This window comes from Streptomyces sp. NBC_01224, assembly GCF_036002945.1.
Lineage (GTDB): Bacteria > Actinomycetota > Actinomycetes > Streptomycetales > Streptomycetaceae > Streptomyces.
In genome coordinates this window covers 2,531,612-2,543,870 of record NZ_CP108529.1, presented here as the reverse complement: position 1 = coordinate 2,543,870, position 12,259 = coordinate 2,531,612, and the positions used below count along the sequence as shown (strand labels likewise).

Annotated in this window: 10 protein-coding genes; 8 read left to right on the top strand and 2 right to left on the bottom strand. The window is 72.1% G+C overall.

The genetic code is table 11. From position 1 onward, the window contains the following. Nucleotides 1–24: 24 nt before the first annotated feature. Nucleotides 25–543: a ferritin-like domain-containing protein gene (locus OG609_RS10685; protein WP_327272600.1), complete on the bottom strand. Its 519-nt coding sequence runs from the start codon at nucleotides 541–543 to the stop codon at nucleotides 25–27. After that, a complete protein-coding gene (locus tag OG609_RS10680; RefSeq protein WP_327272599.1) occupies nucleotides 540–1,067 on the bottom strand; it encodes a hypothetical protein in 528 nt (175 codons plus the stop codon). Before OG609_RS10680 ends, OG609_RS10685 begins: the two co-directional genes overlap by 4 nt. Nucleotides 1,068–1,243: 176 nt before the next feature. Between OG609_RS10680 and rimP the strand changes: the two genes are divergently transcribed. From rimP to OG609_RS10640, 8 genes are all read left to right on the top strand, one after another. Next, on the top strand, nucleotides 1,244–1,741 hold the full coding sequence (rimP, locus tag OG609_RS10675; RefSeq protein WP_327272598.1) for a ribosome maturation factor RimP: 498 nt from the start codon (nucleotides 1,244–1,246) through the stop codon (nucleotides 1,739–1,741). Between the two features lie 2 nt (nucleotides 1,742–1,743). Next, nucleotides 1,744–2,784: a transcription termination factor NusA gene (gene nusA, locus OG609_RS10670; RefSeq protein ID WP_327272597.1), complete on the top strand. Its 1,041-nt coding sequence runs from the start codon at nucleotides 1,744–1,746 to the stop codon at nucleotides 2,782–2,784. Nucleotides 2,785–2,972: 188 nt separating this feature from the next. Next, a complete protein-coding gene (locus tag OG609_RS10665) occupies nucleotides 2,973–3,251 on the top strand; it encodes a YlxR family protein (protein WP_327272596.1) in 279 nt (92 codons plus the stop codon). 147 nt (nucleotides 3,252–3,398) lie between these two features. After that, entirely contained in the window at nucleotides 3,399–6,515 is a 3,117-nt protein-coding gene (infB, locus tag OG609_RS10660) for a translation initiation factor IF-2 (RefSeq protein ID WP_327272595.1), read from the top strand. Between the two features lie 137 nt (nucleotides 6,516–6,652). Continuing rightward, nucleotides 6,653–6,949 (top strand): DUF503 domain-containing protein, encoded by a 297-nt coding sequence (locus OG609_RS10655; protein ID WP_093894188.1) that lies wholly within the window; start codon nucleotides 6,653–6,655, stop codon nucleotides 6,947–6,949. Nucleotides 6,950–6,974: 25 nt separating this feature from the next. Further along, entirely contained in the window at nucleotides 6,975–7,427 is a 453-nt protein-coding gene (rbfA, locus tag OG609_RS10650) for a 30S ribosome-binding factor RbfA (RefSeq protein ID WP_093894187.1), read from the top strand. Beyond that, a complete protein-coding gene (gene truB, locus OG609_RS10645; protein WP_327272594.1) occupies nucleotides 7,424–8,323 on the top strand; it encodes a tRNA pseudouridine(55) synthase TruB in 900 nt (299 codons plus the stop codon). Before rbfA ends, truB begins: the two co-directional genes overlap by 4 nt. 202 nt (nucleotides 8,324–8,525) lie before the next feature. Then, nucleotides 8,526–12,221, top strand: coding sequence for a serine protease (locus OG609_RS10640; protein WP_327272593.1), 3,696 nt, complete (start codon nucleotides 8,526–8,528; stop codon nucleotides 12,219–12,221). The last annotated feature ends 38 nt before the right edge of the window (nucleotides 12,222–12,259 follow it).

The following is a 12,259-nucleotide window of genomic DNA, read 5'->3' as shown; positions in this document are numbered from 1 at the left end:
GCTTTGTTCCCTTTCAGAGGTTCTTCAGTGCGTCGCGCCGGTCCGGTTCGTCACATCGGTCCCGTGGATCGCGTCGGACCCGGCGTTCGCATTGGTCCCTGCCGTCGCGCGGGTCCCGGCGGCGGTCCGCTCGGCGAGCCCGGGAAAGGGTACGCCGCTGCCCCGCCAACGGACCGCACGCACCGCGGCCTCCCGCAGCGCATCCGCGGCCTCGCGCCTGAGCGGACCCGCGGCGGCCCGTACGAGATCGGAGTACACGTCCGCGACCCGGTCCTCGAGCAGGGCGGCCAGTCGCACCGCCGCAGCCTGGTCCGGCACCGCGAACGGCAGAGCGTAAGCGGCCTGGGCCGCCACAGGTTCACCGCCCAGGTCGCGCACGGTCCGTGCCAGCGCATCGCGCCGGGCCCGGTGCGCGTGGTAGGCCGCAGTGGCCTCGGCCCGTCGGCCGTCGGCGACCCGGCCGCCGACCACCCCGTACGCGTACACCGCCGCGTGTTCGGCGGCCAGGGCCGCCTGAGCCGCCTTCTGTGTTCCGGCGCTCATGACGAGGTCTCCTTGGCCAGTTCGGTCAGCAGATAGGCATGGGCCGCGCCCGCCGCCGCGATCGACGCCAGCAGCCGGGCCAGCTCCGGCGGCGCTTTCAGCAGCGTCGCCGTGTGGGCGTCCGCGGTGCGGCGTTCCGCCGCGGCCAGCTCCTTGAGGGCGGCCTCGGCGTCGGTCGCCCGTGTCCGCGAGAACACGAGCGTCTTGCCGCCATCAGGCACCAGTGCCTTGGCATGGGCCCGTACGGCGTCCTGCAGCGGCGAGAGCCCGGCGGCGGTCGCCGGATAGGCCCTGACCACCTGTTCGTACCGGGCGAGCAGCTCCCTGCTGGTACGCGCGGCACCCGCCCGCAGCGTCTTCTCCGCCCGTGCGGCGGCGGCCTGCTCGGCCGCGGTCGCCGCGTCGGCCCGTGCGGAGCCCTTCCGGGGCCCGGTCCCGTCGCCGCAGCCGGCCAGCACCGCCGCCATGGCGATCGCCCCCGTCGCGGTGAACGCACCTCTGCGCGTCGTCCCCGTGCGCCGCACTTGTTCTCCTTCGGGCTTGGACCTGTCTTGACTGGATCTGTCCTGAAGTGATCACCGCAGGCGAGCGTACCCGCGGCAGCGGAGCAGGCGGACGGCAACACCCCTCGGGACCGGATACCCTTTGACCTGACACGCGAGATCCCCACAACAGCACACGCGGCCGAGGAGTCACCCGGATGAGCACCACCCAGAGCGAGAGGCTGCGCGGACTGCTCGAACCGCTCGTCAGCGCCGAGCAGCTGGATCTCGAAGAGATCGAGGTGTCCCGGGCGGGCCGCCGCCGGGTGCTGCGGATCACCGTGGACTCCGAAGAAGGCGTGGAGCTGGACACCTGCGCCGAGCTGAGCCGCGCGATCTCCGAGAAGCTCGACGAGACCGACGCGATGGGCGAGGGCGAGTACGTCCTCGAAGTCAGTTCCCCCGGTGCCGACCGACCGCTGACGGAGCACCGCCACTACGTACGTGCCACGGGCCGCCTGGCCAAGCTGCACCTGCGCGAGGGAGACGAGCTGGTGGCTCGCATCCTCGCCGTGGACGAAGAAGGACTCGACCTCGAAGTGCCGGGCGTCAAGGGCCGCAAGCCCACGTCCCGCCGGGTCGCCTTCGACGAGATCGCCAAGGCGCGCGTGGAGATCGAATTCAGCCGCAAGGACAAGAAGGAAGAGGAGGCGTAGCCGTGGACATCGATGTGAAGCTCTTGAAGGGCTTGGCACAGGACAAGGAGATCCCCTTCGACGTGCTCGTCGAGGCGATCGAGTCGGCCCTCCTCATCGCCTACCACCGTACGGACGGCAGCCACCGCCGCGCGCGCGTGAAGCTCGACGAGCGCGGCCATGTGACGGTGTGGGCGAAGGAGGACCCGGCCGACCTCGAACCGGGCCAGGAGGCCAAGGAGTTCGACGACACCCCGTCCGGCTTCGGCCGGATCGCCGCGACCACCGCCAAGCAGGTCATCCTGCAGCGACTGCGCGACGCCGAGGACGACAGGACGTTCGGCGAGTACGCGGGCCACGAGGGCGATGTCGTCACCGGCGTCGTCCAGCAGGGCAAGGACCCGAAGAACGTCCTGGTCGACATCGGCAAGCTGGAAGCGATCCTGCCGGTGCAGGAGCAGGTGCCGGGCGAGGAGTACACCCACGGCCTGCGTCTGCGTACGTATGTCGTACGGGTCGCCAAGGGCGTGCGCGGTCCGTCCGTGACGCTGTCGCGGACCCACCCCAACCTGGTGAAGAAGCTCTTCGCGCTGGAGGTCCCGGAGATCGCGGACGGTTCCGTCGAGATCTGCGCGATCGCCCGCGAGGCAGGTCACCGCACCAAGATCGCGGTCCGTTCGACCCGTTCCGGGCTGAACGCCAAGGGCGCCTGCATCGGCCCGATGGGCGGCCGGGTGCGCAATGTCATGGCCGAGCTGCACGGCGAGAAGATCGACATCGTGGACTGGTCGGACGACCCGGCCGAGATGGTCGCCAACGCCCTGTCGCCCGCGCGGGTGAGCCAGGTCGAGGTCGTGGACCTCGGCGCACGGTCCGCCCGGGTCACCGTTCCGGACTACCAGCTGTCGCTCGCGATCGGCAAGGAGGGACAGAATGCCCGCCTCGCCGCCCGCCTCACCGGCTGGCGCATCGACATCCGTCCGGACACCGAGACCGACGCCGAGCGCGACGTCGCCGACCGGGAGCGGGCCGAGCGGGCCCGCGAGCGTTCGGAGCGCCGCTGACCGACCCGGCGGTCGCCGGGCTGCGGCCCGCGCCGGACTCCTGGCGCCTCCCCGGAAGGGGTGCCAGGGGGCTCGGTCGCGCGGGCCGCAGGGAATACATCTGGGCGGCATACCGCTGAGAACACGACAACATCCGTTCGATTTTTGCCCCAAAGGGGTGAGGTCGGCGCGGGGAGGTAGACTTAAGCGTGTCTGGCCGGACGCACGCCCGCGCTTGCCCTGAGCGAACCTGTGTGGGATGCCGGGAGCGGGCGGCCAAGAGCGAGCTGCTGCGCATCGTCGCGGACGAGGACGCCTGCGTCCCTGATCCTCGCGGTACGCTGCCCGGCCGGGGTGCATACGTACACCCCGTCTCTGTCTGTCTGGACCTGGCGGTTCGCCGCCGGGCGTTCCCCCGGGCCTTCAAGGCCAAGGGGCCGTTCGACCCCGCCGCAGTGCAGCGGTTCGTCGAGCGGGTGACACCGTAAGAAGTGAACGGCACGGGACCCCGTGCGGTCAGGTACCTCGCGAGTTGGAAGTAGGTCGAGATTGCGATGAGCACTCGATGAGTACGCGATGAGTACGCCCATGAAGTAGCGACGGTCCGGCGGTAACCCGGACCTAAAAGGAGCGAAGTGGCTAAGGTCCGGGTATACGAACTCGCCAAGGAGTTCGGCGTCGAGAGCAAGGTCGTCATGGCCAAGCTCCAAGAACTCGGTGAATTCGTACGTTCGGCGTCCTCGACGATCGAGGCGCCGGTTGTACGCAAGTTGACTGACGCACTGCAGGGGCCCGGCGGCAACGCCGGCAAGTCCGCTGCAAAGCCTGGCGCGCCCCGCAAGGCGACGCCCGCAAAGCCCGCAGCGCCCTCCCCGGCCGCTGCGGCACGTCCCGCTGCCCCGAAGCCCGGCGCCCCGGCCCCCAAGCCGGCCGCAGCCGAGGCCCCCAGCAGTACCCCTTCCGCTGCCGCGCCTTCCGCGCCGTCGGCGGGCCCGCGTCCGGGTCCCAAGCCCGCGCCGAAGCCCGCTCCGGTCACCCCGGTGCCCGTAGCGGAGTTCTCCGCTCCGGCTCCGGCCCAGCCGGCCGCGCCGCAGCAGGCCCCGCGTCCCGCGGGTGCCACCCCCGGGCCCCGTCCTGCCGGTGGTCATGCCCGTCCGGCTCCGGCCGGCGGTCAGCGTGACGGCGGCCGTGGTGGCGAGCGCGACGGTGGCCGTGGCGGCGACCGTCCGGCCCGTCCCGCAGGCCAGGGTGCCCCGCGCCCCGGCGGCGCCCGTCCGGCGGGTCCCCGTCCGGGCAACAACCCCTTCACTTCCGGCGGCTCGACGGGCATGGCCCGTCCGCAGGCGCCCCGTCCCGGCGGCGCACCGCGTCCCGGTGGCGGTCAGGACCGTCCGGGCGCCCCGCGTCCCCAGGGCGGCCCCGGTGGTGCCCCGCGTCCCCAGGGTCAGGGCGGTGCCCGTCCGACCCCGGGCGGCATGCCCCGTCCGCAGGCTCCCCGTCCGGGCGGTGCCCCCGGTGGTAACCGGCCGAACCCGGGCATGATGCCGCAGCGTCCCGCTGCGGGCCCGCGTCCCGGTGGTGGCCCCGGCGGTGGCCGTGGTCCCGGTGGTGGCGGTCGTCCGGGTGGCGGTGGCGGCGCAGGCCGTCCCGCCGGCGGCGGCTTCGCAGGCCGTCCGGCCGGTCCCGGTGGTGGCGGCGGCGGTTTCGCCGGTCGTCCCGGTGGCGGCGGTGGCGGTGGCGGTGCGGGTCGTCCCGGTGGTGGCGGCGGCTTCGGCGGTCGTCCCGGCTTCGGCGGACGTCCCGGCGGCCCCGGTGGCCGTGGTGGCACACAGGGTGCGTTCGGCCGTCCCGGCGGTCCCGCGCGTCGTGGTCGCAAGTCGAAGCGGCAGAGGCGCCAGGAGTACGAGGCCATGCAGGCCCCGTCGGTGGGCGGCGTCATGCTGCCTCGCGGCAACGGACAGTCCGTCCGTCTGTCGCGCGGTGCCTCCCTCACCGACTTCGCGGAGAAGATCAACGCCAACCCGGCGTCGCTCGTCGCCGTGATGATGAACCTCGGCGAGATGGTCACGGCGACGCAGTCGGTCTCCGACGAGACGCTGAAGCTGCTCGCCGAAGAGATGAACTACGTCCTGGAGATCGTCAGCCCGGAGGAGGAGGACCGCGAGCTGCTCGAGTCCTTCGACATCGAGTTCGGCGAGGACGAGGGCGGCGAAGAGGCTCTGGTCTCGCGTCCGCCGGTCGTGACCGTCATGGGTCACGTCGACCACGGTAAGACCCGACTTCTGGACGCGATCCGCAAGACGAACGTCGTTGCGGGCGAGGCCGGCGGTATCACGCAGCACATCGGTGCGTACCAGGTCTCCTCCGAGGTCAACGGCGAGGACCGCAGGATCACCTTCATCGACACCCCGGGTCACGAGGCGTTCACCGCCATGCGTGCCCGTGGTGCGAAGTCCACCGACATCGCGATCCTCGTGGTGGCGGCGAACGACGGTGTGATGCCCCAGACGATCGAGGCGCTGAACCACGCCAAGGCGGCCGACGTGCCGATCGTGGTCGCGGTCAACAAGATCGACGTCGAGGGCGCGGACCCGACCAAGGTGCGCGGCCAGCTCACCGAGTTCGGTCTGGTGGCCGAGGAGTACGGCGGCGACACGATGTTCGTCGACATCTCCGCCAAGCAGGGCCTCAACATCGAGGCTCTTCTGGAGGCCGTCGTCCTCACCGCCGACGCCTCGCTCGACCTGCGGGCCAACCCGGAGCAGGACGCGCAGGGTATTGCGATCGAGTCCCACCTCGACCGCGGCCGCGGTGCCGTTTCGACCGTCCTGGTCCAGCGCGGCACGCTGCGCATCGGCGACACGATGGTGGTCGGCGACGCGTACGGCCGTGTCCGGGCGATGCTCGACGACAACGGCAACAACGTCGAGGAAGCGGGTCCGTCGACCCCCGTCCTCGTGCTGGGTCTCACCAACGTCCCGGGTGCCGGCGACAACTTCCTGGTGGTCGACGAGGACCGTACGGCCCGTCAGATCGCCGAGAAGCGTGCCGCCCGTGAGCGCAACGCCAACTTCGCCCGCAAGGGTGTCCGGTTCTCCCTGGAGAACCTGGACGAGGCGCTCAAGGCCGGTCTGGTCCAGGAACTCAACCTCATCATCAAGGGCGACGCGTCCGGTTCGGTGGAGGCTCTCGAGTCCTCGCTGCTCCAGCTCGACGTCGGTGACGAGGTCGACATCCGGGTCCTGCACCGCGGTGTGGGTGCGGTCACCGAGTCGGACATCGACCTGGCGACCGGCTCCGACGCCATCGTGATCGGCTTCAACGTGCGCGCCGCAGGGCGTGCGCAGCAGATGGCCGAACGCGAAGGCGTGGACGTCCGGTACTACTCGGTCATCTACCAGGCGATCGAAGAGATCGAAGCGGCCCTCAAGGGCATGCTCAAGCCGGAGTACGAAGAGGTCGAGCTCGGCACGGCGGAGATCCGCGAGATCTTCCGCTCGTCCAAGCTGGGCAACATCGCCGGTGTGCTGGTCCGGTCCGGCGAGGTCAAGCGCAACACCAAGGCGCGCCTGCTGCGCGATGGCAAGGTCATCGCGGAGAACCTCAACATCTCCGGTCTGCGCCGCTTCAAGGACGACGTCACCGAGATCCGCGAAGGCTTCGAGGGCGGTATCAACCTCGGAAACTTCAACGACATCAAGATCGACGACGTCATCGCGACGTACGAGATGCGCGAGAAGCCGCGAGGCTGACCCGTACCTCAACAGTCGGGGCCGGTCGACGGGTCGTATTTCCGTCGATCGGCCCCGGCCGTTCCGTGTACGGTTCTTGTGTCCCTGCCAAGCGCTGGCAGGGCACGAACCCGAACCGGCGGGACATCCGGACATACATGTATGTGGGGACACTGTCCTTCGATCTGCTTCTCGGCGACGTACGGTCGTTGAAGGAGAAGCGCTCCATCGTCCGTCCGATCGTCGCCGAGCTCCAGCGCAAATACGCGGTGAGTGCGGCGGAGGTGGGCGGTCAGGATCTCCATCGCAGGGCCGAGATCGGCCTCGCCGTGGTCTCCGGGGACACCGGACACCTCACAGACGTACTCGACCGGTGCGAGCGGCTGATCGCCGGCCGGCCCGAGGTGGAGCTGTTGTCCGTACGACGACGGCTGCACAGCGACGAAGACGATTGAGCAAGGCAAAGAAGGAGACGGACCAGTGGCCGACAACGCGCGGGCGAAAAAGCTGGCGGACCTCATCCAGGAGGTGGTCGCCGAGAAACTGCAGCGCGGTATCAAGGACCCGCGTCTGGGTACGCACGTGACCATCACGGACACCCGGGTCACCGGCGACCTGCGGGAGGCCACGGTCTTCTACACGGTCTACGGCGACGACGAGGAGCGGGCGAGCGCGGCGGCCGGCCTGGAGAGCGCCAAGGGCATCCTGCGTTCGGCGGTCGGAGCGGCGGCGGGGACGAAATTCACCCCCACCCTGGCCTTCGTGGCGGACGCCCTCCCGGAGAACGCCAAGGCGATCGAGGACCTCCTCGACCGGGCACGGGCCTCGGACGCACGGGTGCGCGAGGCGTCCTCGGGCGCGACGTACGCCGGTGGCGCGGACCCGTACCGCAAGGCGGAGGACGAGAACGACGAGGACACCGCCTCCGAATGACATCGCAGAACAAGACGCCGGACGGCCTTGTCATTGTGGACAAGCCGTCCGGCTTTACTTCGCACGACGTTGTCGCCAAGATGCGCGGCATCGCCCGGACCCGCCGCGTCGGCCATGCCGGCACGCTGGATCCGATGGCGACGGGCGTTCTCGTGCTCGGTGTGGAGAAGGCCACCAAGCTGCTGGGCCATCTCGCGCTGACCGAGAAGGAGTACCTCGGCACGATCCGGCTCGGCCAGAACACCATCACGGACGATGCGGAGGGCGAGATCACCTCGTCCACCGATGCGTCCGGTGTGACGCGTGAGGGCATCGACGCCGGGGTGGCGGCCCTGACCGGACCGATCATGCAGGTGCCGTCCAAGGTCAGCGCCATCAAGATCGACGGTAAGCGGTCCTACGCACGGGTGCGCGGCGGCGAGGAGTTCGAGATCCCGGCCCGGCCGGTGACGATCTCGTCCTTCAACGTCTACGACGTCCGCGAGGCGGTCGCCGAGGACGGGACGCCGGTTGTCGACCTGGTCGTCTCCGTCGTCTGCTCCTCGGGTACGTACATCCGCGCGATCGCCCGCGACCTCGGCGCCGGGCTCGGCGTCGGCGGGCATCTGACCGCGCTGCGGCGCACCAGGGTCGGGCCGTACGGCCTCGATGTGGCGCGGACGCTCGATCAGCACCAGCAGGAGCTCACCGTGATGCCGGTGGCCGAGGCCGCGGCCTCGGCGTTCCCCCGCTGGGACGTGGACGAGAAGCGCGCCAAACTGCTGCTGCACGGGGTGCGGCTCGACATGCCGGCCTTCCCGCCGGGACCGGTCGGGGTCTTCGGGCCCGACGGGCGGTTCCTGGTACTCGTCGAGGAACAGAAGGGCAAGGCCAAGAGCCTCGCCGTCTTCGCCTGACCGGCGACCCGGGTCCTGAGACCCCATCGTGGAGCGGGCGGGGCCCCTGTGCCCGCTCCACGATCCCCCAAAGGTTTCTGTCCATCGGACGCCATGAATTCACCCCAACGAGCAGGCGCTCGGAGTGAATCAGGGGTGCATTCGGGGGCGCTTTTACTCCGAGTGGTATTCGCGCCGATCACCGTCGGCCTAACGTCGGACCATGGGAAGCGGGGACCGGACAGCGCTGGTACGTATCTGCGATTCGGCCGGCCGGCCGCGGGGGACCGGATTCGTCGCCGACGACCGGGGCACGGTGGTGACCAGCCACGAAGCGGTCGACGGCCTCGCCCGGCTCGTCCTGTACGGAACGGACGGTCGCAGCTGCCCCGTCGAGGCCGCCGATGTCACCGCGCTGCCCGAGCTGGACCTCGCCCTGCTGCGCACCTCAGGGCTCTCCACGCTCGGCGTGGAGCCGATGCCGATCGCCTTACGGGACCGGATCGGCGCCGGTACGTATGTGACGATCGCCGCCCACGGCTGGCGCGAGGCGCGGGTGCTCGGCACCGCCCCGGTGACGTACACCGCGAACGGCAGCTCCCATCGGATCGGCGCAGCATTGGAGCTGGCGCTCGGTACGGACGGCAGAGACGCGCTGCGGCTCGGTGGCGCGGCGGTGGGCGGGCCCGTCCTCGATCCGGAGAGCGGCGCGGTCATCGCCGTGCTCGGCACCGCGCTGCGCGTCGGCCATGCTGCCGCAGGGTTCGCGGTGCCGCTCAGTTGCGCGGGCAGCGACGGTCCGCTGGGCGAGCTGCTGCGGCGCAACGCGACGAGCGTTCCCGGATACGGACGCGACCTGAATCTCGCGGGCGCCCTGCACCTCACCGCGACATCGCTCGGCTCGGCGGGCGGGCCGGCCGGCTGTTCCGATCCGGTCGAACGCCCGGACGTCATCGCGGAGTTCAGAGCCTTCTCGACCCCCGGCCCCTCCTCGTCCGCACCGCACGGCCCCGCCGTGCTCCTCGGTCTCGTCGGAGCGCCGGGCACCGGCCGCACCACCGAACTGGCCGCACTCGCCGCCCGCCGTACCCGCGGCGCCGTACCCGCGCCCACCCTCTGGCTGCGCGGCGCCGATCTGCTGGCCGACGACGCCTCGGTCGCCGACGCGATCGCCCGTACGCTCCGGCGGGCCGGGCGGATCGTCACCGCCGCCGGTGCGAGGGGCGACATGGCGAGCGCCACCCCCGAGCGGGTGGCCGGGCTGGCCGAAGAGTCCGGGAGCCCGCTGCTCGTCCTGCTCGACGGCCCCGAGGAGATGCCTCCCGTACTGGCCCACGGGCTGGCCCGGTGGACCGCGGGCACCGTCGACTGGCTGCGGGAGTGCGGGGCGCGGCTCGTGGTCGCGTGCACGCCCGAGCACTGGGAGACGGCCGGTGCGCTCTGCCCGCCCGGTTCCCTGCACCGCCCCGCCAGGCCTGCGAGGCGGCTTCCGTCCGCGGTCCGTCTCGGCGACCTCACCGCGAGCCAGGCCGAACAGGCCCGGGATCGGTACGCCATCCCGCCCGATGCGCTCGCCCCGGGCCACGGCCGGCACCCGCTCACCCTGCGTCTCCTCGCGGAGGTGCGCGAGGCACTGCCCGAGGACGTCGCCGGGCAGCCGGCCGCGGAGGACGTCTTCGGCGCCCACCTGGACCTGATGTGCCTGCGCATCGCGGTCCGCATCGCAGCCGGATCGGGCCCGGCGCCCGGCGGCACCGCGGTCCGCCGGCTGGCCGCGCAGGTGGCGGGGCAGGTCCACGAAGCGGCGCGGCGTTGTCTGGGTCCCGGACAGGGGGAGCTGGACCGGGCGGCGTTCGAGGAAGTGTTCCCCTGGCGCGCGGGCTGGGCGTCGGCGGTTCTCACCGAGGGGCTGCTCGTCCCGGCGGGAGCGGGCTACCGCTTCGCGCACGAGGAGCTGGGGGACTGGGTACAGGGCGCCCACCTGGACCTGGACGCGGCGCTGCACGCGCTGGTCCACCGCTGGCATGCGGAGAAGGGACCGGGAGCGATGGCGGCGGAGCCACGCGTTCCGCAGCCGAGGAGTCCGCGTACCGGGCGCAGCCGGGCGTCCGTGCCCGAAGTGGCAGTGGAAGCCGCGGTGACGACGGGGCCGCGCACCCTGCCCGTCCCGCGCCATCGGACCGGCCCGGTGATCCAGGCCCTGCTGCTCCTGGGCCGCCGCCAGGGCCCTGCCGCGCTGGCGCACCGGCTGGCCGATCTGATCGAGGCCCTGGACCGGATGTCGCCGGGGCCGGGGGCGCGTGCCGAGGCCGGCCATGACGCCCGCTGGTGGGCGGTGCACCTGCTCTCGGAGACGCTGCTCCGGGTGCCCGATGCCCGGCCCCATCTCGGGGTGCTGCGGATGCTCGCCGGCCATATCGTCCGGCGTGCGGCCACGGCCGGGCCGGGGAGCCAGGGGGCGGGGGTGTACGCCGAGTTCGGGCCGTGGTTCTGGCGGCGGCTGAGGCTGCCCGAGGCGGACCGGATCGATCTGTTCCGGCGTCTCGTCCCCGCCGACGGCCCGCGCCGTGCCGACCCCCGTGGTGATGACGGTGACCGCACCTGCGACCCGTACCCCGACGGCAACAGCGGCGAGCGGTTTCTGGATGCGGTCGCGCGGCGGCTGGTTGCGCAGCCCCGGACCATGCAGCCGCTGCTCTGCGGCTGGTTCACCGACGAGCGCCCTCTCCCTGGCGATGAGGGCGTCACGATCCGTCCGACCGTGGCCGCCGCCGCTCAGGCGCTGCTCTACGCCCGTCGGGACCTGGCCGTCGACGATCTGACCGACGCACTCGTCTCGACCGCCCACCCCCGGGCCGGGGAACTGCTCGCCGCGCTGGCCGAGGACGAGCCCTCCGCGCTCTGCCGGGCCGTCGACAGATGGGCCCGTGACGAGGGCCGGCCCGCACGCCGGACCGCCGCCGCCTCGTACGCACTGGTCACCGCGGCGCACGTCACCCTCGACGCCGACCGCGAGCTGCTGCGCCGAGCCGCCCGCGCCCTGCTGGCCCACCCGGCCGACGCCTCCCTGCACGGGGCCGCGCTCACCCTCCTCGTACAGGATCCGCAGACCAGGGACCGCTATCTCCCGCAGGCTCTGCGGGCCTTCGCCGCGGGCGAGCCGCAGCTGCCCGCGCACGCGCTCACCATCGCGCTGCCCTCCCATGCGGAGCAGGTGCTCACCGCGTTCCGGGAGCGGCTCACCCGGCCCGACGAGGGGGCGGGCGAGGTGCTGTGCTCGCTGGCCGGGATCGACGCCCCCGCGCTGGCCCTGCACGCCGCCGGGCTCGTGCGGGCATACATCGACAGCCACCCGGACGACGCCGTGCACGCCGCCTCGTACATCGACCGGAGGCTGGAGCACGGACCCGCCGCCCGCGCCCTGCTGCTGCCCCTGGTGACCGGACTGCTGCGGGACCGTCCCGTGCCGCCGCCGGTGCGCGGCGGGCTCGCCGGGGTGCTCGCGGCGCCCGGCAGCCCCGCCTCCGGGCAGCTGAGGGGCGAGCTGCTGGAGGTCCTGCTGGAATTCGAGCAGGACGCCCACCGCGACCCGGCCGTGCTCGACGCCCTGCTGCGGGCTGCCGCGACCGGCTCCTGCCAACGTGCACCGGCCCGCACCCGCGCCCTGGTCCACCGCACCGGGATGCTGCTGGTCCGTACCCCAGAGGGCGCGGTCCGCTTCGACCGCCGACTGGTCGAACTCGCTCGTGACGTGCCCGGATTCGCGGCCCTGGTCACCGGGTGGCTGGCAGACGCCCCGCAGGAGTGGGCGGCGCTCGTCGGCCCGAGCGCGCGGCGGACGGTGGAGGCGCTGGGAAGCCCCAAGACGATGCCGGTGCAGGCCGCGGGGCGTGAGCATGGCAGTCTTAGACCTGCGTAACAGGCAATCTCACGTACACGGGTTCGGGCGAGGAGCGG

What these genes read in the sequence shown, in the direction of transcription:
- OG609_RS10685 (WP_327272600.1), bottom strand. Translation starts at nt 543, where the DNA reads ATGAGCGCCGGAACACAGAAGGCGGCTCAGGCGGCCCTGGCCGCCGAA.
- rimP (WP_327272598.1), top strand. Translation starts at nt 1,244, where the DNA reads ATGAGCACCACCCAGAGCGAGAGGCTGCGCGGACTGCTCGAACCGCTC.
- OG609_RS10655 (WP_093894188.1), top strand. Translation starts at nt 6,653, where the DNA reads ATGTATGTGGGGACACTGTCCTTCGATCTGCTTCTCGGCGACGTACGG.
- truB (WP_327272594.1), top strand. Translation starts at nt 7,424, where the DNA reads ATGACATCGCAGAACAAGACGCCGGACGGCCTTGTCATTGTGGACAAG.
- OG609_RS10640 (WP_327272593.1), top strand. Translation starts at nt 8,526, where the DNA reads ATGGGAAGCGGGGACCGGACAGCGCTGGTACGTATCTGCGATTCGGCC.